This window comes from Micromonospora sp. DT41 (assembly GCF_049841715.1).
Lineage (GTDB): Bacteria > Actinomycetota > Actinomycetes > Mycobacteriales > Micromonosporaceae > Micromonospora > Micromonospora profundi.
This window is the reverse complement of record NZ_JBNCKU010000010.1, coordinates 1-22,365: the sequence shown is the minus strand read 5'-3', so window position 1 is coordinate 22,365 and position 22,365 is coordinate 1. Positions and strand designations below refer to the sequence as shown.

The following is a 22,365-nucleotide window of genomic DNA, read 5'->3' as shown; positions in this document are numbered from 1 at the left end:
GGGTTGCGAGCCCCGCAGTCGGGTGCGGGTGTGGTGGAGGGTGAGCAGTTGCGGGGGCGGATCGCTGCGGAGTTGGCGCGCGCCCGGTCCCGCACGGCTCTGTTGACGGAGGCGGTGGACGACGATGACCTGATGCGTCAGCATTCCCCGCTGATGTCGCCGCTGGTCTGGGATCTGGCGCATGTCGGTAACCAGGAGGAGCTGTGGCTGGTCCGTGATGTCGGTGGTCGGGAGCCGGTCCGGTGTGACATCGACGAGTTGTACGACGCGTTCAAGCAGCCCCGCCGGGATCGTCCGGCGCTGCCGTTGCTGCCGCCGGCAGAGGCGCGCGCCTATCTGAGCACGGTCCGCGACAAGGTGCACGACCTGCTCGACACTGTGCGTTTCACCGATCGGCCGCTGGTGGCCGACGGGTTCGCCTTCGGCATGATCGTCCAGCACGAGCAGCAGCACGACGAGACGATGCTCGCCACCCATCAGCTGCGTTCGGGGCCGGCGGTGCTGCACGCCCCGCCGCCGCCCGAGCCGCGTTTGGCTGTCGGCGGGGAGGTGCTGGTGCCGGCCGGTGAGTTCACAATGGGCACCGACACGGACCCGTGGGCGTTGGACAACGAGCGGCCCGCGCACCGTGTCGACCTGCCCGCGTACGTCATCGACGCGGCACCGGTCACGAACGGCGCGTATCAGGCTTTCATCGACGACGGCGGCTACTCCGATCCGCGCTGGTGGAGCGCGGCCGGCTGGGAGCACCGGGTCCGGGAGCAGCTCGTGGCGCCGATGCACTGGCGTCGGGACGGGGCCGGCTGGGCGTACCGGCGGTTCGGCAGGTGGGAGCCGGTCCGCGCCGACGAGCCGGTGGTGCACGTGTGCTGGTACGAGGCGCAGGCGTACGCCGCCTGGGCTGGTAAGCGTCTGCCGACGGAGGCGGAGTGGGAGAAGGCTGCCCGGTGGGATCCGGCGACCGGGCGGTCGCGGCGTTACCCGTGGGGCGACGAGGACCCGACCGAGGCGTACGCCAATCTGGATCAGCGTCATCTGCGGCCGGCGCCGGTGGGCGCGTACCCGGCGGGGGCGTCGCCGTTGGGTGTGCACCAGCTCATCGGGGACGTCTGGGAGTGGACGTCGAGCACGTTCGGTGGGCATCCGGGCTTCACCGTGTTTCCCTACCGGGAGTATTCGGAGGTCTTCTTCGGCGACGACTACCGGGTGTTGCGTGGTGGCTCGTTCGGCACCGACCGGTCCGCCTGCCGGGGCACGTTCCGTAACTGGGACTATCCGATTCGGCGGCAGATCTTCAGCGGTTTCCGCTGCGCCCGTGACGCCGGCCCGGACGAGTCGGGCCGGTGAGCGGTCGCCGGGCGGGCGGGCCGCGCTGATGTGTCGTCATCTGGCCTACCTGGGTCCGCCGGTCACGTTGGCCGAGGTGTTGTTCGACCCGCCGTATTCGCTGGTGCGCCAGTCGTGGGCGCCGCGCGACATGCGGGGTGGCGGCACGATCAACGCCGACGGGTTCGGTGTCGGCTGGTACCCGGGCGATGGTGATCCGGTGCGGTACCGGCGTGCCCAGCCGATCTGGAGTGACCCGACGATCGCCGACCTCGCGGCGGTGACGCGCGCCAGCGCGGTGCTGGCCGCTGTCCGTTCGGCAACGGTCGGGATGGCGGTGCTCGACGGGGCTGCCGCGCCGTTCGCCGAGGGGCGGTGGTTGTTCAGCCACAACGGTGTGGTCCGGGGCTGGCCGGACGCTGTGGTGCCGCTCGCCGAGGGCCTGCCGGTGCGTGACCTGTTGACCTTGGACGCGGCCACCGACTCGGCGCTGCTGTGGGCGCTGGTGCGCCATCGGCTGCGTGCCGGTGACGATCCGGCGGAGGCGGTGGCCCGGACGGTGGCCGACGTCGCCGCGGCGGCTCCGGGGTCGCGGTTGAACCTGCTGCTCACCGACGGGCGGCAGGTGGTGGCGAGTGTGTCCGGGCACGCGCTGTCGGTGCGCGCGCAGCCGGGTTCGGTGCTGCTCGCCTCCGAGCCACACGACGACGACCCGCTGTGGCAACCGGTGCCCGACGGGCAGTTGGTCGTCGCCACCGTGGACGAGGTGCGGGTACGCCCGTTGCCGGCCCGGTGAGCCGGCCGGGAGGGCACGCGACGTGTTGACGAGCAGAGAGGCAGGACCGATGACCGCTGAGCCGTTGGAGATCTACCTTGAGCAGCAGGATCTGGAGCGTGGCCTGCGCGAGGACGTCCGGGCCGGGCTGACCGCGGAGGCGAAGTGGCTGCCACCGAAGTGGTTCTACGACTCCCGGGGCAGCGAGTTGTTCGAGGAGATCACCGGGTTGCCCGAGTACTACCCGACGCGGGCCGAGCGGGTGGTGTTGGCGGAGCGCGCCGACGACATCGCTGCGGTGACCGGTGCCAAGACCCTGATCGAGCTCGGCTCGGGTTCGTCGGAGAAGACCCGGCTGCTGTTGGACGCGTTCACCCGCCAGGGTGGGCTGGGCACGTTCGTCCCGCTCGACGTGTCGGTGAGCGCGCTGGCGGGGTCGACAGCGCAGATCGCCGCCGACTATCCGGGGCTGCGGGTCCGGGGCATCGTCGGTGACTTCACCCGGCAACTCGACCGGCTGCCCACCGGCGGTCGGCGGCTCGTGGTGTTTCTCGGTGGCACCATCGGCAACCTGCTGCCGGCCGAGCGGGCCGGGTTCCTGGCCGCGATGCGCGAGGCGTTGGAGGCCGGCGACTGGCTGTTGCTCGGCACCGACCTGGTGAAGGATCCGGCGGTGATCGTGCCCGCGTACGACGACGCGGCCGGGGTGACAGCCGAGTTCAACCGCAATGTCCTGCACGTGATCAACAGGGAGTTGGGCGCTGATTTCGACCCGGAGGCGTTCGCGCACGTGGCGCGCTGGGATCCGAGCCACGAGTGGATCGAGATGCGGCTGCGGGCGACGCGACCGATGCGCGTGCGGGTGCTGGACCTGACAGTGGAGTTCGCCGAGGGGGAGGAGTTGCGTACCGAGGTGTCGGCGAAGTTCCGCCGGGAGGGGATCGCCGCCGAGCTGGAGGCGGCCGGCTTCGTCGCGTCGGAGTTCTGGACCGACCCGGAGGGGCTGTTCGGGGTGACCCTCGCCCGGGCGAGCTGAGGCGGGTCACCCGTCTCGTCGGGTCCGACGGTGATCGGCTAGGCTGGACGCGCGAAGGGGAGTAGCCCCCAATGTCGTGGTCGACATACTGGTGCGTTTCGCATCCGGCCACGCGGCCTCGGTTTCCGAGGCGGGCGAGACCTTCGACTCAGGCTGTTGCAGCCGGGTCGAGGGCGCCCCTGTACCTCCTCCCGGTGTGATCGGGAAGGACGTCATGGAGGGTTTCCTCGTCGCGCTCGTCGTCAGTTTCGGCGTCATCTTCGTCGCCGAGCTGGGAGACAAGTCCCAGCTGATGGCGTTGACCTTCGCCACGCGGTTCAAGCCCATTCCGGTGCTGATCGGCATCACCATCGCCACGGCGGTGGTGCACCTGGCGTCGGTCGCCATCGGGTCGGGTCTGGGCGCCGTGCTGCCCACGGAGTGGATCTCCCTGGTCGCCGGTGTGGCGTTCCTCGGCTTCGGCGCGTGGACGTTGCGCGGCGACAAGCTCACCGAGCAGGAGAAGCAAAAGGCCGAAAAGACCGACAAGACCGCCATCGTTGCGGTTTCGGTGGCGTTCTTCCTGGCCGAGCTGGGCGACAAGACAATGTTGGCGACGATCACCCTGGCCACCCAGTACGGCTGGTTCGGCACCTGGCTGGGCTCGACGATCGGCATGGTGGCCGCGGACGCGCTGGCCATCCTCGCGGGCCGGATGCTGGGCCGCCGGCTACCGGAGAAGACCATCAAGTACGTCGCGGCGGTGCTCTTCGCCATCTCGGGCCTCTGGCTGGTCCTGGAGGCGGTGAAGGACCTGACCTGAGCGTCGACTACCCGCCCCGGCGGCGGGTAACGGCACCCTGTGGAGCCGGCGGAGCTGCTACGCCAGGGCGATGAGGTGCTGGTCGCCGTGGTGGAGGTCGCCGGAGCCCTGGTGATCTTCGTGGGTGCCATCTGGGCGGCGGTGCGGTTCGTGGTCGAAGGGCTGCGACACCGCACCGCCGCCGTGTTCACTCCGATCCGGCTGTCCCTGGGCCGGTTCCTGACCCTTGGCCTGGAGTTCCAGCTGGCGGCGGACGTGCTGCGGACCGCCGTGTCGCCGTCGTTCGCCCAGATCGGCCAGTTGGCGGCGATCGCCGCGATCCGGACGGCGCTGAACTATTTCCTGGGCCGGGAGATCCGACAGGAGCAGCAGCAGGTGGCCGAGGCGCAGCACGGGGCGTGACGGCCGGCCTCGCCGGTGCGGCGGCGGTCAGTCCCGGCGCGGTTCCTGGAACACGTCGGGCACCCCGTCTCCGTCGGCGTCCACCTGTTCTCGCAGTGCCACCCGCCGGTACGCGGCGTTGCGGCGGACCAGCACGGCGGCGGCCAGGCCGGCGGAGATCACCGAGCCGATGAGCACTGCCGCCTTGACCCGGTCGTCGGCAACGCTGCCGGAGCCGAAGGCAAGGTCGCCGATGAGCAGCGACACGGTGAACCCGACGCCGGCCAGCAGCGCGATGCCGAGCAGGTCGGACCAGGTGATGTCCTCGTCCAGTTGGGCGCGGGTGAACCGGGCCAGCAGGTAGGTGGAACCGAAGATGCCGAGGCCCTTGCCGAGCACGAGGCCGGCGACGATGGCGATCACCACCGGGTCGGTCAGCAGGGCGCCCAGGTCGGTGCCGCGCAGTGTCACGCCGGCGGCGAACAGGGCGAAGACCGGTACGGCGATGCCGGCGGACACCGGTCGCCAGAGGTGTTCCAGGTGCGCGGCGAGCCCGCCGACCTGCTCGCTGGTGTCGGCGGGCGCTGCGCCGGCGCGTCGGCGGGCCAGCACCGGAACGGTGAACCCGAGCAGGACGCCGGCGACAGTGGCGTGCACCCCGGAGGCGTGCACCAGCGCCCAGGTGGCCAGCGCGAGGGGGATGAGCGCCCACCACCAGGTCCGGCCGCGTTGTACGAGCCACGCGAAGAGCCCGATGGGTGCGAGCGCCGCGAGCAGCGGCAGCGGGTGGAAGTCGGCGGTGTAGAAGATGGCGATGATGGTGATCGCGAACAGGTCGTCGACCACGGCGAGGGTGAGCAGGAAGGCGCGCAGCCCCTGGGGCAGGTGCGAGCTGATCACCGCGAGCACGGCGAGGGCGAACGCGATGTCGGTGGCGGTGGGGATCGCCCAGCCGCGTAGACCGTCGCCGCCCGCGGTCAGGACGACCGCCACGTAGATCAGGGCGGGCAGCGCCATTCCGCCGAGCGCGGCGACCACCGGCAGCGCCGCGCGTCGCGGATCGCGCAGGTCGCCGGCGACGAACTCACGCTTGAGTTCCAGCCCGACCACGAAGAAGAAGATGGCAAGCAAGCCGTCGGCGGCCCAGGTGGCAATTGACAGGTCGAGGTGCCAGCGCGCGCCGCCGGGCCAGGGCACCCAGGCGGAGAGCCGGGTGTACGACTCGACCCACGGCGAGTTCGCCCAGACGAGCGCGAGGACGGCGCCTACCAGCAGCAGGGCGCCGCCGACGGTCTCGGTACGCAGCACGTCGGCCACGTGTCGGGCCTCGGGCCACGACGATCGTGTCAGCAGCCGGCGGCGCGGCGGGGTGTGGTCGTGCATCGGGCGGTGTCACCTCGGGTCATCGGGACGGCAGGGATCCACTCGCCGACCAGACTTCCCGGCACACCGCTGTCGACCCTATCCGTGTCGTCGGCGGGGCGGCGACCGCGGGGCGACGTGTCGTTGCAGCTCGATCCGACGGCGGTCCGGCACCCGAGCCGATCGGTTGCCGCCCGATCGTTTGTGGACTTTTCCGCGTTGTCACCGCTGCCGAATGGCCGTTTGCCGGGTTGGGCATGCGGGCGCGCTTGTCGTCGCCGAAAATACATAACTCCGGACATAAGGCGTATGAGCGGCTTTAATGGTTTCACGAGTTAACAAACGACCTTGGGGGTTTTCGTGAAGTTCTTTGGCGTAACCGGACCGGCACGGAGGCGCTCCTGATGGACCTGCTCCGCCAATTGCGCCACGTGCGTCGGCACTGGTGGGTCGTACTGGTCACGGTCATGGTGGCCCTGGGCGTCTCGGCGTTCCTGACCGTACGGGCCCAGCCCCGGTACGTCGCCTCGGTGACCTTCTTCGTCACCACCCCCAACCAGGGCGTCAGTGAGGCCTACCAGGGTGGCCTCTTTCTGCAGCAGCGCGTCAAGTCCTACGCCGACCTGCTCAGCAGCGACCGCCTGGCGCAGAGCGTGGTGGCCGAGACTCCCGTCGGGCTCACCGCGGACGAGGTGCAGCGCCGGGTGAGCACCTCCACCGAAGCCGGCACTGTCCTGCTGCGCGCCTCGGTCACCGACACCGACCAGACCCGCGCGTTGCGGATCACCGAGACCCTTGCCGCGAGGTTCGTCGACCTCGTGCAGAAGGTAGAGACCCCGCCCGACGGCAAGACGCCGATCAAGATCGAGGTGGTGAGCGGCCCCCGGGTCAGCGCGAGCCCCGTGTCCCCACAGCCGGTGCGCAACCTCGTCCTGGGTGGACTGCTCGGTCTGCTGCTCGGCGTCGGCCTGGCGATCCTGCGGGGCGTCGCCGACATCCGGCTGCGGGACTCCGCCGGTCTGCAACGCGCCACCGGAAGCCCACTGCTCGGCGAGATCCCGTTCGAGGCCACGGCCCGCACCGCTCCACTGATCGTCGGTGAGGCAGCGACCTCCGCGCGGGCCGAGGCGGTCCGCAAGTTGCGCACCAACCTGCGTTTCGTGGACGTACACGAACCGGCCCGGGTCATCGCCGTGACAAGCGCGTTGCAGGGCGAGGGCAAGACCACGCTCTCCTGCAACCTGGCCATCGCGCTGGCCGAGGCGGGCTGGAGGGTGCTGCTTGTCGACGCGGACCTGCGCCGCCCCAAGGTCGACGACTATCTCGGCCTGGACGCCGGGGTCGGCCTCACCGACGTGCTGGTCGGCGACGTGCAGGTCGGGGACGTGGTGCAACGCTGGGGCGACAAGTCCCTCCTCGTGTTGCCCAGCGGCTCGGCCCCGCCGAACCCGAGTGAACTGCTCGGCTCCAAGGCGATGGCGGACCTCCTGCTTGCCCTGCGCGAGTCGGCCGACATCGTGATCATCGACACCGCGCCGCTGCTCGCGGTGACCGACGGTGTGGTGGTGGCCGTCCAGGCCGACGGCGCGCTGCTGGTGAGCCAGCAGGGCCGTACGTCACGGACCCAGGTCGCCGCGGCTGCCCGCTCGCTGCACTCGGTGTCGGTGCGGCTGCTCGGCTGCGTGCTGAACATGGCCAAGGTGCCCAAGGCCGAGGCCTACCAGTACGAGGCCTACCGGGTGGTCGCCTCCACGGCGACGCCGTCGGTGCCGACCGACCGGGCCACGTCCGCCCGGCACAGCGAGGACGCCGGAGTCAACGGCGTCAGCGACCGCACCCAGGAACTCACCCGGTTGCCCCGATGAGCGCGGCGAGGGGTCGCAGCGAACGTTCGATCTCCTCGGCGCAGCGTCGGAAGTCGGCGGTCGTACCGCCGATCGGGTCCCGCAGGTCATCGGCGTCGGGGGCGGCGGGTTGCAGCCGCCCCCGGGCCTCGGCGGCGGCGGCGATCGCGGCCCGCAGCGGGTCGACGGACGGCTCGGCGGGGGGCTCGGCCGCCGAGGCCAGCCGCCCGAACTGGCGCAGCGTGAACGTCCGGTGCAGGGCGCCGGGCGCCAGCGCGGTGCAGACCGAACGCTGGCGCCGGGTCGCGGTCAGCACGAGCGTCGCCTCGGTCAGGTACTCGGGGCGCAGCGTCCGGCTGGCGAACGCCGCCGGGTCCGCACCGTGCTCGGCCAGGACCTCCATGGCGTACGGATGCATTGCCATGCCGTCCATCGCGTCGGTGCCGGCGCTGGACACCAGCACCGGCCGGTCGGCGAGCAGCCGACGGGCCACGTACTCGGCCATCGGTGAGCGGCACAGGTTGGCGTGGCAGACGAACAGCACGCGGTCGACCATCGGGAGCCCTCTCGTCGGTGCGGACGCCTGTCGCCGCACCGCGAGGGTGATGCGTCGACGTCGGTGGCCGCGCGGTGAGGGGTTGTCGGCATCGTACGCGGGCCGGGTGCCCTCCGGCCGCGGTGCCGCGCCGACCGGCGTCGATCCGGAGCCCACGGCGGTGGCGCCGTGAAGGTCGGCATCCTGTCGTACCACTTCCCGCCCGAGCCGGCCTTCATCCCGGGCAGCCTCGCCGAGGAGTTGTCCGCGCGGGGCCACGACGTCCGGGTGCTCACCGGCTTCCCGGACTATCCGGGCGGCCACGTCTACCCGGGCTGGCGGCAGCGCTGGCACCACGAGACGCACAGCCAGCGGCTGGCCGTCCGCCGCGTGCCGCGCTACTCCGGCCGTGCCGGCTCCACCGGCGCGCGGATGGCCAGCTACCTCTCCTTCGCCGGCAGCGCCTCGCTCGCCGCCCGTCGGTTCCTGGGCGACGTGGACGTGCTCTACGTCTTCCAGTTGCCGGCCACCACGTTCGCCACCGCCGCCGTGCTCCGGCTGCTGCCGAAGGTGCCGGCGGTGCTGCACGTCCAGGACGTCTGGGCGCGCGACGGCGCGGACGAGGCGGGTGACGACCGCTGGTCGGCGCGGCTGGGCGCCGCGATGACCCGGATCTACCGGTCCGCCGCGCGGGTCGCGGTGACCGCGCCGTCGATGCGGGACCTGGTGGTGGCCGCCGGTGCCGACCCGGGGCGGGTCCGGCTGGTGTTGAACTGGACCGACGAGCGGATCTTCCACCCGGCGACGCCAAGCGCGGCGGCCCGCCAGATGGTCCGCCGCGACGACCGGTGCGTGGTCATGCACGCCGGGACCATCGGCGCCCGGCAGGGTCTGGAGACGGCGGTACGGGCCGCCGCGGCCCTGGACCGCACGATGGATCTGGTCCTTGTCGGTTCGGGCGCTGACGAGCGGCGGGTGCGGGGGCTCGCCGCCGAGCTGAGCGCGGAGAACGTCCGATTCCTGGAGCGGCGGTCGCCTGTCGACATGCCCGAGTTGTACGCCGCCGCCGACTACCAACTGGTCATGCTGCGCGACCTTCCGGAGCTTCGCGGCACGGTGCCGGCAAAGCTCCAGGCCGCGCTCTCCTGCGCCGTGCCGGTGGTCGCCTCGGCCGGTGGCGACACCGCCGAGCTTGTCGAACGCATGCGAGCAGGTCTGTCCTGCCCGCCGGAGGACTGGGCGGCGCTGGCCGACCGGTTCTGGCTGGCCGCGACCATCCCGCCGCCGGCGCGTACCGAGATGGGGCGCCGGGGCCGGGAGGCGTACCTGCGGGAGATGTCCCTGCCGGCCGGGGTTGACCGGATCGAGGGTCTGCTGCACGAGGCGGCCGGCCAGGCCCCGCAGGCAGTGGGGCATCCGCGAGAAGACTTCGCGTAACGGACCAAAATCCCTATAAGCGTACGAAGCTGCCTTGCGCGTGTTAAGAACGTCAGGGAATCAGACCTACTGTCCGATTCCGTGGAATGGAGTGTGGTGTGACGGAGACCGAACGGCCACGTCGACGGCGAAGCCGATCCCGGCGTCGCCGCCGGGCGCGAGTGCGCCGGGCGCTGCTCGCTGGCCTGGTGGTCGGCTCGCTACTGCTTGCCAGCGGCGGGTGGGTGGGCTTCCGGGGCTGGCAGGCGCGCGCCCATCTGCTCAACGCCGCAGGTCTGGCCCGGGAGTTGAGCGCGCAGGTGGTGGGCGGGGACACCGATCGTGCCCAGCGCACCCTGGCCGCCCTCCAGGAGCAGGCCGGCGCCGCCCGATCCGCCACGACTGACCCGAGTTGGCACGTCGCACGGCGGACCCCGTTCGCCGGCGACGACGTCGACGCCATCCGGCGGATCGCCGCCGCCATCGACGACCTGGCCCGGCACGCGTTCCCCACGCTGCTGCGCGCCGACCTGACCAGCCTGGTGCCCTCCGGCGGCCGGCTGGACCTGGCGAAACTCACAGCGGTCTCCGCCGAGCTGTCCCAGGCCGACGAGGCCGTGCAGAGCACCCGCCGTGACCTGGCCGCCGTGCCCGCCGACCGGCTTGTCAGCCAGATCCGGCAAGCGCTCACCGACCTGCGCGGTGAGATCGACCGCCTGGCAAGCCTCACCGCCGCCGCCGACCAGGGCGCCCGACTGCTGCCGCCGCTGCTCGGCGCGAACGGCTCGCGGCGCTACCTGCTGGTCTCGCAGAACCTGGCCGAGCTGCGCGCCACCGGCGGCATGTTCGGCGCGTACGCGCTGATCGAGGCCGACAAGGGTTCGGTCCGGATGGGCCGCCAGGGCAGCAGCGCCTCCTTCGACAGGTTCGTTCCGCCGCTGAAGCTGCCCGCCGAGACCCGGGCCCTCTGGACCGACCTGCCCGGCATGTACCCGGCCGACGTCAACCTCACCCCGCACTTCCCGACCGCCGCATCCCTGTACCGGGAGATGTTCCGGCGCAGGACCGGCACCACCGTCGACGGCGTGCTCGCCGTCGACCCGGTGGTGCTGTCGTACCTGCTCAAGGCCACCGGCCCGGTCACGGTGCCCGGCGGCGTCCCGCTGGCCAGCGAAAAGGTCGTGCAGACACTGCTCAATGAGAGCTATCAGCGGCTGGACATCAAGCAGCAGGACAAGTTCTTCGCCGCCTCCGCCGCAGCCGTGTTTGACGCCTTCTTCACGAAGAATGTCAACCCACGGGTGTTGTTGTCCGCATTCGACCGTGCTATCACGGAACGCCGGATATTGTTCTGGAGTGCTCGACCGGAAGAACAGCGGACATTCAGCGACAGCCGGATGGCCGGGACGCTCCCGGAACAGGACACCGTGCCGACGGTCGGCGTCTTCCTCAACGACGGCAGCGGCGCGAAGCTCGGCTACTACCTGCGGCCGACGGCGAACCTGACGGTCGGCGAATGCCGGCCCGACGGCCGCCGCGAGCTCCGGCTGCGGGTGACCCTGCGCTCCACGGCGCCGAAGTCAGGACTCAGCGAGTCCGTCCTCGGCCTCGGAATGGCTGGCGACCCGTACACCGCTCGCACGTTGGTGTCGGTCTTCAGCCCGGCAGGGGGCGCGGTCCTCGAGGCCCGGCTCGACGGCTCGGAAACGGCTGTCGGCAGCGGCACCGAACGACGCCGCCAGGTCGCCACGGCCAACGTCGAGGTCGGCCCCGGCGCCGAACGGACGCTGGAGATGACGGTCCTGACCGCCAAAACCAGCGTCGGACAGGCCGAGCTGTGGCTGACCCCGACCGCCAGCCCATGGACCACCCAAGTTCATTCCGCACCACGATGTGACCAGTAGGAGGGAACCAATCATGCGGCTATCCCGCATCATCATGGCGCTCACGGTCGGTCTGGCCGTGGTGGCCGTGCCGACCGCAGCGGGGGCGGCACAGCCGCAGCCGACGCCGTCCGCGACCACGGACCCGACCCAGCCGCCGCCGTACACGCCGCAGCTCGCGTCGCTGACAGTCAACCGTCCGACGATCTACCTGGGCGAGACGGTCGTCCTCACCGGCACCAACTTCGGTCCGAACGAGACCGTCGACATCTCGGTGACCGTCACCCCGCTGGCGGCCCCGGCTCCCGGCCAGGCGCCGGCCCGCCGCAGCGACGGCAGCACCGTGGCCATGGCCCCGGTCGCCTACCAGGCGAGCGCACCGCTCAACTTCACGGCGCGTACCAACGCCCAGGGTCGGTTCACCAGGTCCTACCGGCCGTCGGTGACCGGTCTGCTGACCTTCACCGCCACCGGCCGGGAGTCCGGCCGCACCGCCACCGCCGAGCTGCGGGTGCTGCACAAGAAGCAGCCGCTGCCCGTCACCGGTGACAGCATGGGTACGCCCATGAAGCTCGGTGGCGGCCTCGTCGGCGCCGGCGCGATCATGCTGCTGCTGACCCTGGCCTGGCGTCGCCGCCAGCGCTTCGGTGGAGCCGCGCACTGATCCGCATGACCCACCGGGCAGTGCCCGGATCGCACGTCAGGTTGGCGCCCGTCGGAGTGTTCCGGCGGGCGCCAGCCCTGTGCCGTGTCTGGGTTGCGCGGCAGGTTGGTGCTGCGTCGAAGTGTTCCGGCGGACCCCAGCCCTGTGCGGCGTCTGGGTTGCGCGTCAGGTTGGTGCGCGCGGGGTGTTTCGGCGGGCGCCAACCTTGTGCGGTGTCTGGGGGTGGCGCGTCGTTCCCGTAGGTGGTTGACGTGATGTGGCGGGTGTTCGGGGCGGGGGCCCGCCGTGTCCCGGACAACCCGTCCGGACACGCCGAGTCCGGCTTCGGGTGGTCGGGCTTGGATCCCTGCACGGGGTACGAGATCCCGCCCCGATGGTGCGCGTTCGTGTGCTGGTGAGCGGACGAGGCCCCCCGAGTAGCCCTCGCCGACGGCGACCACCTCTACCAAGCCGCCCATCGCTTCCCTGAGCGGGGCTGGCGTGCGCGCCGGCAAAGGGGCGTTGGCAAAATGGCCGTAACCGGCGATATGGGTCGAGGTATGCAGTTAAGTCTGTGTTGCTCGGCGCCTCTGGTGGTTGATCGACTCGGGTTCCTTGTAATCGGTGTGTCCGACTGCGATGGATGCCCCGGTTTCAAGGAACCCGAGTCGATCACCGCCCGGCTGCCCGGTTCGGCGGCGCCTGGAGGCGGGGCGTGGACGATATGTCCGTTGGTGAGGTTTTCGGGGTGTGACCGGTGGCATCCTCAGGCCGGAATCGTGGCGGCCCCGGCCGGGTTACATACCCTGACGGTCGCAGTACCACCGGCCGCAGGCGATCCCCTCGCCGGGATGCACTGCCCGGCCACAGGCCGGTCGGCCAGGATCGGCGCAGGGATGCACCACTGCCCGCCCGCTCGGCCCGATGGAATGCCTGGCCCGGCCCGGTGGTTACACACTGACCGACCGCAGCAGGACGGGCGATGCCCCGAGGTCCGTGAGCAGCAGATTAAGGCCCCGCGCCAGCGGCTTCACGGGCTAGACACATGGGCCAGACCTACGGGCCTAGCCCCCGGGCCTAGACCCACGGGCTTGACTCGCGGGCTTGTCCGATCGGCTCGGGCAAACGATGGCCCGTCCCCCGGGAATGGCTCCGGCCGCCGGGTGGTTACACATGGACCGGCCGCCAGAGGCGCCCCCCGCGCCCGGCCGCCGTGGACGACGACTTCCCCCTTCTTGTTTTGTGCAGCGCCGGACGAGGTGCTCACACCCACATCCGCTGTTCCCCCGATCGCGGTGTGTGGGTGTTTCCTACCCCTGAAGGAGCTACCCCCATGAACACGATCTTCCGTAAGAGCATGCTGTCCGTTGCCGGTCTCGCCTTCGCCGGTGGTGTCTTCGCCGGCCCCATCGCCGCCCACTCCGCCGCGCCGGTGGATGGCAAGCCCGTCGCGGTCGTGCAGGCCGACAAGCCCGACACCGCCAAGCTGATCCCGCACGGCACCCAGGGCGCGCAGTCGCACATCGCCCTCAACGACGAGCAGACCGCCAACGTCAAGGCGATCATCGCCGCCACGAAGAAGGCCGGCATGCCCGAGCGCGCCGCGGTCATCTCCATCGGCACGAGCTTGCAGGAGTCGAAGTTGGAGAACCTGGGTCACCTGGGTGAGCGCAACGACCACGACTCGCAGGGCCTGTTCCAGCAGCGCCCGAGCTCCGGCTGGGGCACCGTGGAGCAGATCACCGACCCCGACTACTCCACCACCGCCTTCCTCAAGGGTTTGAAGCAGGTCGACGGCTGGCAGGACATGCCGCTGACCGTGGCCGCGCAGACCGTCCAGGTATCGGCCTACCCGGACGCCTACGCCCAGTGGGAGCAGCAGGCCGCCGACCTCGTCGCCCAGCACTGGAACAGCTGACCCCACCCGCATGACGCACTGACTGATGGCCGGCACCCCCCAACAAGAGGGGTGCCGGCCATCGGCATGACAATGCACGACCGATGGCCGGCGCCTCGAACCCGAAGGTGCCGGCCATCGGCATGACAGCCACGACTGAGGGCCGGTGCACCCCGAATCAGGTGCCGGGCAGGGCATACACGCACCCCGAAGATCGGCCATGCCGGGCAGCGGCACACGCAAGGTGAGGGCGGCGCTGGGGGCGTACACCTGGGGTTGTCAGGTCTTTGCGTGGTTGTGGCTGCGGAAGATGTCGATCAGCGCGGCGACCAGCGCTAGCGCGATGATTCCGGCGGCGAGCAGGAGGGACGTCTCGAAGGCGGTGGTCCAGTTGCCGCGGCTGCCGGCGAGCGACGAGAAGAACATCGACCCGACGGCGGCGATGCCGGCGGCCGCGCCGATGCGTTGGCCGGTTTGGAGCATGCCGGCGCCGCTACCGGCCTGGGGTACGGGCACCTGGGCGAGGGTGAGTGTCTGATTGGGGGCGATGACCAGGCCGCTGCCGATGCCGGCGACGAGCAGCGGCCCGGCGGTGACCCAGGGTGCGGGGGCGTGCGGCCAGAGCTGCAGCGCGAGGACTGTGGCGGCCAGCCCGAGTACGACGGCGAGCAGGCCGATGGCCACCAGGGGGCGACCGAAGCGGTTGACGATGCGGCCGCCCAGCGCGGACGCGGCGGCCGAGCCGAGGGCGAACGGTGTGATGGCGATGCCGGCGACGAGGGCGCTGTAGCCGAGGCCGTTCTGGAGGAACAACGTGAAGATGAAGAAGATCGCTGTGAAGCCACCGAAGTAAACCAGCGCGATGATCGATCCCAGTGTGTACGACTGGAAGGTGAACAGCCGCAGGTCGAACAGGGGTTGGTGGTGTCGCGCGTACCGCCGCTCCCAGAGTCCGAACGCGACGAGCACAGCCAGGCCGGCAGGGATGAGTGCCCATTTCCAGGGGGTCCGCCACTGCTGCTGCTGCACGAGTGGCAGCAGGATCAGTACCACTCCCACGCCGAGCAGCAGCACCCCGATCGGGTCGAGCCGGCGTTGGCCGGTTTTTCCCAGAGGGCGTGCGGGCAGCAGGCGCCAGCCGAGGATCATGGCGGCGATGCCGACGGGCACGTTGACGAAGAAGACCCACCGCCATCCGTGTGCCTCGCCGCCGAGGGCGATGAGCAGTCCGCCGAGTAGCGGCCCGACGGCGGTGGAGATGCCGATCGTCGCGCCGAGCAGCCCGAACGGGCGGGCCCTTTCCGGCCCTCGGAACAGTTCCTGGATGAGCCCTGTCACCTGCGGGTTGACCACGCCGGCGGCGGCGCCCTGGAACAGTCGGGCGGCGACCAGCCAGGTGGGGGAGGTGGCAAGGCCGGCGAGGGCGCTGGTGGCGGTGAACAGCCCGATGCCCAGCACGAACGCGTTGCGCCGGCCCCGGGCGTCACCGAAGCGGCCGGCGGGCACGAGGACCAGGCCGAAGGTGAGCGCGTACCCGGACAGGACCCACTGGAGGTCGCTCGGGGAGGCGTGCAGCGCCCGGTCGATGGAGGGCACCGCCACGTTGACGATGCTCACGTCGAGCAGCGTCATGAACGCGGCGACGAGTCCGACGCCGACGGCCTGCCAGCGTCTGCGATCGTCCACCGCGTCACTCATCGTGCCCACCGCTGGCGGCCGGTCACGCTTGCCTGACCGCTTCTCCGGTCAGCGGGGGGCGAACCGTCGCGGGTGGAGCGACGGGTCACGCCATCTGGCGGGCGCAGAACCGGGGGCCGAAGTCGAGGCCTGCCATCGGCGAGTCCTCGCGGTGCAGCAGGCCCTTCTCGGTGAGCATGTGCAGCGGTTCGTGCACCTGCTCCTCGGTGAGCCCGCAACTTTCGGCGATCAGATCCGGATAGGGGACCTGGCCGCGTGTTTCGAGGGTGGTGACCGCCTGGTACACCCGTTGCTCGATCTCCGACAGCTGCACCTGCTGCATGATCGCCTCCTTTGCTCGCCCGCCTCAGCGCGGACGGTTACGCCGCGTCGGTTACCCCCTGGGTGGCCGAAGATGCCCACCCGATCGGGCGGTCGGCGGGCCTGCCGTACCCCGGTCGGGTGGCATGTGGTGCCCTAGGCTGCATCAGTGATCGTCTGGGATCTGGTCGTCGTCGGCGCCGGCCCCGCCGGGCTCTCCGCGGCACACGCCGCAGCCCGCGCCGGCCTCCGTACCCTTGTTGTCGAGCGGGCCGCGCACCCCCGGTACAAGACGTGCGGCGGTGGCCTGATCGGCACCTCCCTGGCGGCGGTGCGGGACCGCATCGAGGTGCCGGCGGCCGACCGGGTGGACCGGGTGACGTTCACCCGCGACGGCCGGCGGGAGTTCACCCGCCGCAACGGCAGCCCGGTGCTGACAATGGTGCGCCGCGAGGAGTTCGACGACCGGCTGCGCGCGGCGGCGGTCGCCGCCGGCGCGCAGATGCGGGAACGGGTCGCGGTCCGCGCCATCGAGCAGGACCCCGAGGGGGTACGCCTGCGGCTTGCCGACGGTACGACGCTCACGTCCAGTGCGGTGATCGGCGCGGACGGGTCGTCGGGGGTGACCGCCCGGCACGTGGGGGTGCGGTACCGGCAGGTGGATCTGGGGCTGGAGTTGGAGGTGCCCGTGCCGCCCGCCGAACAGGAGCGCTGGCGGGGCCGGCTGTTGCTGGACTGGGGCGCGCTGCCCGGCTCGTACGCGTGGGTGTTCCCCAAGAGCGACAGGCTGACCATCGGCGTTATCGCGGGGCGGGGCGCGGGGGAGGGGACCCGCGCCTACCTGCGGCAGTTCGTCGACAGGTTGGGGTTGACCGGGCTTCCGGCGGAGCACGACTCGGGTCATCTGACCCGCTGCCGTGCGGAGGACTCGCCGTTGCGGAGAGGCCGGGTGCTCGTGGTGGGGGACGCGGCGGGGCTGCTGGAACCGTGGAGCCGCGAGGGCATCAGCTACGCGCTGCGCTCCGGTGAGCTGGCCGGCGCGGCGGTCGCCGACGGGGACCTGGCCGGCTATGAGCGTGCGGTTGCCGAGCGCCTGGTGCCGTCGATGCGGGCGGGGTTCCGGCTGCTCGACCTGTTCACCGATCGCCCGACGGTGTTCCACGCCCTGTTGGCGACCCCGCCGGGGTGGCGGATGTTCGTCAGGTTCTGTCAGGGGCGGGCGAGCTTCGACGAGATGATGGACCGTCGGCCGGTCCGGGTGGCGCTTACGGCGCTGGAGCGCCTGCCGGACCCGCGCCGCGCGCAGCTCGCCGACGCGCCAGGCTGATCTCGTCCAGCTGATCCTGGTCAGCGGCGGCTCTTCAGTCGGCTCTTCACCAAACACCCAGGATCCTAGGACGCCTTACGCGGTGTGCGCGGAGCCACCCAGCAGAAGCGCGCGAGCCGGAGCACTGGCGCCGCGCCGGTGAGCCGCCCGACAATGAGGCGAGCAGGGGAGGTGCCCGATGGCCGAGCAGCCGTTCACCGACGACGAGTACGCATTCCTGCGCCACATCCGCTTCGGGGAGTTGCCGCCCGCCGTCCGTCCGGACGAGCGGGTCGCGCTGACCGAGGCTGATCCCGGGCGTGACTCACCGCAGGGGTCCGAGGATCCGGTGCGCTGGAACGTGCAGGGCTGAGAAACGCGTGGCGGGCCGGGGTGTCGCCACCCACGGCCCGCCGGTCGTGCCCTGCGGTCAGAAGACCGGTACGCCCTCGCGTACCAGCCGCCAGTTGGGCTGGAAGAAGTCGGCCGGGTCGATGGTGCCCCTGGCCTGCGCCCAGTCGATGAGCAGTTGGCGGATCTCCTGCTGCGCGTTGTAGACCTGGGTCTTCACGATGCCCGGGAAGTTGCCGCCGCCGCTGCGTCGGTAGTTGTTCACCGCCACCACGAACTGCGCGTTGTCAGCGACAGGGGTGTCGGTGCCCGGCAGCACCAAGCGGGTGATCCGCTGGCCGACCGGCTTGGAGATGTCGATGTCGTAGTCCAGGCCGGAGATCACGTCGTAGTTGTAGTCCGGCACGGCCGGGTCGCTGATCTGCTCCGGGTCCACGGGGGCGCCCGGGGCGAGGGTGCGGAAGTACTTCGCCGAGAACTCCAGGTACGCGCGTACGTCGGCGCCGCTGAGCACCACCGCCTCGAGGGTGTTGTCGTACACGTACAACCCGGCCACGTCGCGGATCTTCACGTCGCCGGCGGGGAACACCGCCGTACGGCTGAACGGCGCCGCGATCGACAGCACCGGCAGGTCGGCGTACGCGGTGCCGGACAGCGCCGCGTCGACAACCTCGGTCTGCACGTGGTTGATGAAGTCCAGGATCGGCGTGTCCCTGTAGCGTGACTCCGCCGCCGACAGCTCCACTGTGGACTGCGCGACCACCTGGTTGACGTACGCCACGGTCTTCTGGTGTTGCCTGCGCACAGCGGCGAGGACCTTCGGGTCCTCGACGACGGTGTTGGTGTTCAGCATGGTGGCGGACTTCTTGGTGATCGTCCACCGGCCGCGCTCGCGGGCGAGGGTGAAGTCCATCCGGGTGAGCCGCTGGCCCCACTTCGACGGCTCGGAGAGCAGCACCTGCGCGCCGGTCCGCTCGTTGGTGACGAAGCGTTCCACCACCTCGCTGTGCGCGTGACCGAAGAGGATCGCGTCGATCCCCGGCACCTGCTGGGCGATCAGGGCCACCGGGTTCTCGTTTGGCAGCTCCGGGCCGTAGCTTGAGGTGCCGCTGTCGCCGCCGTGCGCGGAGATCAACACGAGGTCCGCGCCGCGCGCACGCATGACCGGCACCCACTTCGCCGCGGTGGCGATCATGTCGTCAAAGCGCAACCTGCCCTCGACGTTGCCCCGGTCCCAGATGGCCACACCGGGGTTGGTGAGGCCGAGAATGCCCACCCGCAGGGTCGGCGCGGCGAAGCCGAGGGAGACCTTCTTGATGACGTACGGCAGGAAGGCCGGCTTGCCGGTCTTCGCGTTGACGGCGTTGGCGGCGAGTGCTGGGAACCCGAGCTGGCGGATCCACAGGTCCAGCAGCGGCAGGCCGTAGTTGAACTCGTGGTTGCCAAGCGTCACGGCGTCGTAGTCGATGATGTTCATCGCCCGGGCCATCGGATGCTTCTCGCCGGTCTCGGTGATCGGCTCCTGCTTGGCGTAGTACGTCGCCAGGGGAGTGCCCTGGATGGTGTCGCCGGCGTCCAGCACCAGCGTGGCCTTACCACGCCGCTCGGCGCGGATCTGGTTGACGAGGGTGGCCAGCTTCGCCACGCCGACGTCGTTCTGCCTGCTGTCGTCGTACTCGGCGTCGCGGTAGTAGTCCCAGTTGTAGACGTTTCCGTGGGTGTCCGACGTGCCCAGCAGTGTGAGGTCCCAGGTACGTGGCCGGGCCGGGCCGGCCGCCTGCGCGGGGGCGGCGGCGATCAGCGGCGCGCTGGCCGCCGCAGCCGCGGCGGCGAGCACCCGGCGACGCGACGGGCCGGAGGGAGAGGTCATGTCGTGCCCTTCCATGGGGGTCGATGCGCCTCGTGAGCGCCTCGCGCACCATAACCAGAGCCGGTCGCCGCCGCCATGCCCGCCCACCTACCCTGCGGTTTCCGCAGGCCAGCGCAGGGTAGGGCAGTCAGGGACCGGAGCCGCGCCGCAGGAGGAGATGTCGGTGAGCAAGGACCAGCACACCCAACAGGACCCGACCAACCAGTACGGCCAGCAGTCCGGCCAGCCCGGCCAGCAGCAGACGCCGCCCGGCTCGACCGGCGAGATGACGCCCAAGCCGGATCACGGCGAGGAGTCGTACCGGGGCAGCGGAAAGCTCGACGGCAAGCGGGCGCTGATCACCGGCGGTGACTCGGGGATCGGCCGGGCCGTCGCCATCGCCTTCGCCCGCGAAGGCGCCGACGTGCTCATCTCGTACCTGGGCGAGGAGGAGGACGCCGACGCCCGGGAGACCATCCGACTCGTCGAGTCCGCCGGCCGGCGGGGCATCGCGGTACGCGGCGACATCACCGACGAGGCGCACTGCCAGGAACTGATCGACCGGACGGTACGCGACCTGGGCGGCATCGACATCCTGGTGAACAACGCCGCCTACCAGATGTCGCAGGACAAGGGCATCCTCGGCATCAGCACCGAGCAGTTCGACCGCGTCCTCAAGACCAACCTGTACGCGATGTTCTGGCTGTGCAAGGCCGCCGTCCCGCACCTGCCCGAAGGGTCGGCGATCATCAACACGGCGTCGATCCAGGCGTTCGACCCGTCGCCGCAGCTGTTGGACTACGCCACCACAAAGGCGGGCATCGCCAACTTCACGAAGGCGCTCGCCGCCGACCTGGCCGAGCAGGGCATCCGGGTCAACGCGGTCGCCCCCGGTCCGATCTGGACGCCCCTGATTCCGGCCACCATGCCGAAGGAGAAGGTCGAGCAGTTCGGCACCGACACTCCGCAGGGCCGGCCTGGTCAGCCAGCGGAACTCGCGCCGGCGTACGTCTTCTTCGCGTCCCAGGAATCCAGCTACGTCACCGGCGAGATCCTGGGTGTCACCGGCGGTCGACCGACCAAGTGATTCGCCGCCGGGTGGGCGCCTTCTGGTCGCCCACCCGGCGGTGGCTGGGTCCTCGGTGTGGTTGTTCTTCGGTGGTGCGCTGGCCTGAGTCGGTGCCGCTCGCGTGTCATTGCGGTGCTGGGGCGGATGTGTCAGCGTGGCCAGGTGGCGAAGCGCCGCCGGACCTGCGCGACGTCGGTAGTGCTCAGCCCGTAGCGGCCGAAGCGCTTGTCGGACAACCGGTCGAGGTAACGGCCGGCGGCCCGCACGTCGGCCGGATCCAGGGCCGGATCGACCTGCCGGGCCAGCACCAGCAACTCCGTCACGTCGTAGTGCTCCAGGGCTGCCGCCACGTCGATGAAGTCACGGACCTCCCGCCTGTTGACCAACGCCGCGATCTTGTTGGCGACCAGGTCACGGACGTCCATCACCGGGCCGAGGTCCATCACCACCGGGCTCTGCCGCCGGTCGAGCCGGGCCAGGCTGAGCCGGATCTGCCGCCCGTCCCGGCTCACCACGAAGTCCTTCATGTCCTGCTCGTACCCGTCGAACAGGTCGGCCAGCTCACTGTCCGGGTCGGCGTCGGTGACGGTGAACCCGGCCCGCTCCAGCGCCACGCGTACCCCGGTGGAGGCAGCCGCGGCAGCGCCCTCCACGTCGGCGAACAGGTCGACGTCCTCCGTCGGGCGGGCGACCAACCCGTGCGCGGCCCAGGCCACTCCGCCACCCAACACGAACCGGTACGGTCCGGCGGCAGTCAACGCGACCCGGGCCACCTCCCGGTAGAACTCGTGCAGATGAGGCTCGGTCACGCCGCGCGCAGGCCGCGGTGCCGGCTCTCCCACGCCAGGCGTACGCCCCGGGGCAGGTTCAGCAGCCGCCACACCCGGCGCAGTGTCCGCCCGTTGATCAGCACCCGCAGGTCCTCGGCGCGGGTGGTCTCGCGCAGCACGTTCTCGTACATCCAGAGCAGCTGGTCCGGGTCGCCAAGATCGAAGGTGCGCTCGGCGTTCCACATCAACCGCACCGGCAGCTCCACCACGCCACGGGTCGGGCCGGACAGTTCCGCAAGCGTCCGCGCCACCACGGCAGGGCGACCCGGGCGGGCCAGGAAGGCCACGTCGGTCGCGGTGGGGGAGACGGCCTGCATGCTGTCAGGGTATCGCCCACCGGAGTCGGTGTCGCTCACCGCGCGCTGATCGCGGTTTTTTGGAGTTCAGCGTTCGGCTGGCCCGTCCGGTGCAAAAGGGCGATATGGGTCGAGGCTGGCGGTGGGAGGTGCTGTGCGGTGCGTCTGGTGGTCGATCATCGCCTGGATGGGCCGTTCATCGGCGGCCGGCGGCGGGACGCCTGGGTGGTATGTACGCTGGTGGGGTTTTCTGGGTGTGACCGGTGGCATCCTCAGGCCGGAATCGTGGCGGCCTCGGACGGGTTACATACCCTGACGATCGCAGTACCACCGGCCGCAGGCGCGCCTCGTGGAGGTGCATTGCCTGGCCCGATCGGCGCAGGGACGCACGACTGCCCGACCCCGACGCGGGATGCGCGACTGGCCGGCGCGGGTGGAATGCCTGGCCCGGCCCGGTGGTTGTAGACCTCCGAACGACCGTGGCGCCGGCTCGATGAGGCTGCCGATGGATGGCCCGTCCCCCGGGAATGGCTCCGGCCGCCGGGTGGTTACACATGGACCGGCCGCCAGAGGCGCCCCCGCGCCCAGCCGCCGTGAACGACCTTCCCCCCTGTTTTTGTGCAGCGCCGGACGAGGTGCTCACACCCGCGCACCGATCCCCCCGGGGTGTGTGGGTGTTTCCTACCCCCGAAGGAGCTACCCCCATGAACACGATCATCCGTAAGAGCATGCTGTCCGTTGCCGGTCTCGCCTTCGCCGGTGGCAT

The 22,365-nt window shown here is 70.9% G+C and carries 20 protein-coding genes; 13 read left to right on the top strand and 7 right to left on the bottom strand.

Annotated features, from left to right (window positions below):
- The first annotated feature begins 30 nt into the window (after positions 1–30).
- The 5 genes from egtB (at position 31) to ACLQ23_RS19465 (ending at position 4,341) form a co-directional block, all read left to right on the top strand.
- Positions 31–1,347 (top strand): ergothioneine biosynthesis protein EgtB, encoded by a 1,317-nt coding sequence (gene egtB, locus ACLQ23_RS19485; protein WP_425880964.1) that lies wholly within the window; start codon positions 31–33, stop codon positions 1,345–1,347.
- Positions 1,348–1,375: 28 nt separating this feature from the next.
- On the top strand, positions 1,376–2,122 hold the full coding sequence (egtC, locus tag ACLQ23_RS19480) for an ergothioneine biosynthesis protein EgtC (protein WP_425880963.1): 747 nt from the start codon (positions 1,376–1,378) through the stop codon (positions 2,120–2,122).
- Positions 2,123–2,171: 49 nt separating this feature from the next.
- Positions 2,172–3,137: an L-histidine N(alpha)-methyltransferase gene (egtD, locus tag ACLQ23_RS19475; RefSeq protein WP_355632216.1), complete on the top strand. Its 966-nt coding sequence runs from the start codon at positions 2,172–2,174 to the stop codon at positions 3,135–3,137.
- A 214-nt stretch (positions 3,138–3,351) separates the two neighbouring features.
- Complete coding sequence (locus tag ACLQ23_RS19470) at positions 3,352–3,939, top strand: TMEM165/GDT1 family protein (RefSeq protein ID WP_355632227.1); 588 nt, start codon at positions 3,352–3,354, stop codon at positions 3,937–3,939.
- Positions 3,940–3,978: 39 nt separating this feature from the next.
- Positions 3,979–4,341, top strand: a complete 363-nt coding sequence (locus ACLQ23_RS19465; RefSeq protein WP_355589398.1) for a DUF1622 domain-containing protein — start codon at positions 3,979–3,981, stop codon at positions 4,339–4,341.
- 27 nt (positions 4,342–4,368) lie between these two features.
- Here ACLQ23_RS19465 and nhaA read toward each other — a convergent pair whose 3' ends face one another.
- A complete protein-coding gene (nhaA, locus tag ACLQ23_RS19460; RefSeq protein ID WP_425880899.1) occupies positions 4,369–5,703 on the bottom strand; it encodes a Na+/H+ antiporter NhaA in 1,335 nt (444 codons plus the stop codon).
- Positions 5,704–6,086: 383 nt separating this feature from the next.
- Between nhaA and ACLQ23_RS19455 the strand changes: the two genes are divergently transcribed.
- Positions 6,087–7,547 carry a polysaccharide biosynthesis tyrosine autokinase gene (locus ACLQ23_RS19455; RefSeq protein WP_167943898.1) on the top strand — a complete coding sequence of 487 codons (1,461 nt, stop codon included), beginning with the start codon at positions 6,087–6,089 and terminating at the stop codon, positions 7,545–7,547.
- Here the strand turns inward: ACLQ23_RS19455 and ACLQ23_RS19450 are convergent.
- Positions 7,528–8,082 (bottom strand): low molecular weight phosphatase family protein, encoded by a 555-nt coding sequence (locus tag ACLQ23_RS19450; RefSeq protein ID WP_355589402.1) that lies wholly within the window; start codon positions 8,080–8,082, stop codon positions 7,528–7,530. The genes ACLQ23_RS19455 and ACLQ23_RS19450 overlap by 20 nt on opposite strands.
- A gap of 168 nt (positions 8,083–8,250) precedes the next feature.
- On the opposite strand from ACLQ23_RS19450, the gene ACLQ23_RS19445 reads away from it, so the two are divergent.
- The 4 genes from ACLQ23_RS19445 to ACLQ23_RS19430 all read left to right on the top strand — a co-directional run bounded on the left by ACLQ23_RS19445 (position 8,251) and on the right by ACLQ23_RS19430 (position 13,921).
- Positions 8,251–9,498 carry a glycosyltransferase family 4 protein gene (locus ACLQ23_RS19445; protein ID WP_425880898.1) on the top strand — a complete coding sequence of 416 codons (1,248 nt, stop codon included), beginning with the start codon at positions 8,251–8,253 and terminating at the stop codon, positions 9,496–9,498.
- 98 nt (positions 9,499–9,596) lie between these two features.
- A complete protein-coding gene (locus ACLQ23_RS19440; RefSeq protein ID WP_355632208.1) occupies positions 9,597–11,381 on the top strand; it encodes a DUF4012 domain-containing protein in 1,785 nt (594 codons plus the stop codon).
- Between the two features lie 13 nt (positions 11,382–11,394).
- On the top strand, positions 11,395–12,024 hold the full coding sequence (locus ACLQ23_RS19435; RefSeq protein WP_355589408.1) for a hypothetical protein: 630 nt from the start codon (positions 11,395–11,397) through the stop codon (positions 12,022–12,024).
- A 1,312-nt stretch (positions 12,025–13,336) separates the two neighbouring features.
- Positions 13,337–13,921: a hypothetical protein gene (locus ACLQ23_RS19430; RefSeq protein ID WP_425880897.1), complete on the top strand. Its 585-nt coding sequence runs from the start codon at positions 13,337–13,339 to the stop codon at positions 13,919–13,921.
- A gap of 258 nt (positions 13,922–14,179) precedes the next feature.
- Here the strand turns inward: ACLQ23_RS19430 and ACLQ23_RS19425 are convergent, their stop codons facing one another.
- Together ACLQ23_RS19425 and ACLQ23_RS19420 are read right to left on the bottom strand one after the other, a co-directional pair.
- Positions 14,180–15,598: an MFS transporter gene (locus tag ACLQ23_RS19425; protein ID WP_355596431.1), complete on the bottom strand. Its 1,419-nt coding sequence runs from the start codon at positions 15,596–15,598 to the stop codon at positions 14,180–14,182.
- An 85-nt stretch (positions 15,599–15,683) separates the two neighbouring features.
- The gene (locus ACLQ23_RS19420) at positions 15,684–15,920 is read right to left on the bottom strand and encodes a hypothetical protein (RefSeq protein WP_355596433.1); all 237 of its coding nucleotides are present in this window, start codon (positions 15,918–15,920) and stop codon (positions 15,684–15,686) included.
- Between the two features lie 147 nt (positions 15,921–16,067).
- On the opposite strand from ACLQ23_RS19420, the gene ACLQ23_RS19415 reads away from it, so the two are divergent.
- Positions 16,068–17,225 (top strand): geranylgeranyl reductase family protein, encoded by a 1,158-nt coding sequence (locus tag ACLQ23_RS19415; RefSeq protein WP_355596435.1) that lies wholly within the window; start codon positions 16,068–16,070, stop codon positions 17,223–17,225.
- Between the two features lie 178 nt (positions 17,226–17,403).
- Positions 17,404–17,577 carry a hypothetical protein gene (locus ACLQ23_RS19410; RefSeq protein ID WP_355596437.1) on the top strand — a complete coding sequence of 58 codons (174 nt, stop codon included), beginning with the start codon at positions 17,404–17,406 and terminating at the stop codon, positions 17,575–17,577.
- 57 nt (positions 17,578–17,634) lie between these two features.
- Here ACLQ23_RS19410 and ACLQ23_RS19405 read toward each other — a convergent pair whose 3' ends face one another.
- Positions 17,635–19,425, bottom strand: a complete 1,791-nt coding sequence (locus ACLQ23_RS19405; RefSeq protein WP_425880896.1) for a bifunctional metallophosphatase/5'-nucleotidase — start codon at positions 19,423–19,425, stop codon at positions 17,635–17,637.
- Positions 19,426–19,588: 163 nt separating this feature from the next.
- On the opposite strand from ACLQ23_RS19405, the gene ACLQ23_RS19400 reads away from it, so the two are divergent.
- The gene (locus ACLQ23_RS19400; RefSeq protein WP_425880895.1) at positions 19,589–20,491 is read left to right on the top strand and encodes an SDR family oxidoreductase; all 903 of its coding nucleotides are present in this window, start codon (positions 19,589–19,591) and stop codon (positions 20,489–20,491) included.
- A 131-nt stretch (positions 20,492–20,622) separates the two neighbouring features.
- Here ACLQ23_RS19400 and ACLQ23_RS19395 read toward each other — a convergent pair whose 3' ends face one another.
- Positions 20,623–21,282 (bottom strand): nucleotidyl transferase AbiEii/AbiGii toxin family protein, encoded by a 660-nt coding sequence (locus tag ACLQ23_RS19395; protein WP_355596443.1) that lies wholly within the window; start codon positions 21,280–21,282, stop codon positions 20,623–20,625.
- Positions 21,279–21,620: a hypothetical protein gene (locus ACLQ23_RS19390; protein ID WP_355596445.1), complete on the bottom strand. Its 342-nt coding sequence runs from the start codon at positions 21,618–21,620 to the stop codon at positions 21,279–21,281. Before ACLQ23_RS19390 ends, ACLQ23_RS19395 begins: the two co-directional genes overlap by 4 nt.
- Positions 21,621–22,365 lie beyond the last annotated feature (745 nt).

Coding starts and splice junctions, on each gene's coding strand:
- egtC (WP_425880963.1), top strand. CDS start 1,376: ATGTGTCGTCATCTGGCCTACCTGGGTCCGCCGGTCACGTTGGCCGAG.
- egtD (WP_355632216.1), top strand. CDS start 2,172: ATGACCGCTGAGCCGTTGGAGATCTACCTTGAGCAGCAGGATCTGGAG.
- ACLQ23_RS19470 (WP_355632227.1), top strand. CDS start 3,352: ATGGAGGGTTTCCTCGTCGCGCTCGTCGTCAGTTTCGGCGTCATCTTC.
- nhaA (WP_425880899.1), bottom strand. CDS start 5,703: ATGCACGACCACACCCCGCCGCGCCGCCGGCTGCTGACACGATCGTCG.
- ACLQ23_RS19455 (WP_167943898.1), top strand. CDS start 6,087: ATGGACCTGCTCCGCCAATTGCGCCACGTGCGTCGGCACTGGTGGGTC.
- ACLQ23_RS19450 (WP_355589402.1), bottom strand. CDS start 8,082: ATGGTCGACCGCGTGCTGTTCGTCTGCCACGCCAACCTGTGCCGCTCA.
- ACLQ23_RS19435 (WP_355589408.1), top strand. CDS start 11,395: ATGCGGCTATCCCGCATCATCATGGCGCTCACGGTCGGTCTGGCCGTG.
- ACLQ23_RS19430 (WP_425880897.1), top strand. CDS start 13,337: ATGAACACGATCTTCCGTAAGAGCATGCTGTCCGTTGCCGGTCTCGCC.
- ACLQ23_RS19425 (WP_355596431.1), bottom strand. CDS start 15,598: ATGAGTGACGCGGTGGACGATCGCAGACGCTGGCAGGCCGTCGGCGTC.
- ACLQ23_RS19420 (WP_355596433.1), bottom strand. CDS start 15,920: ATGCAGCAGGTGCAGCTGTCGGAGATCGAGCAACGGGTGTACCAGGCG.
- ACLQ23_RS19410 (WP_355596437.1), top strand. CDS start 17,404: ATGGCCGAGCAGCCGTTCACCGACGACGAGTACGCATTCCTGCGCCAC.
- ACLQ23_RS19405 (WP_425880896.1), bottom strand. CDS start 19,425: ATGACCTCTCCCTCCGGCCCGTCGCGTCGCCGGGTGCTCGCCGCCGCG.
- ACLQ23_RS19390 (WP_355596445.1), bottom strand. CDS start 21,620: ATGCAGGCCGTCTCCCCCACCGCGACCGACGTGGCCTTCCTGGCCCGC.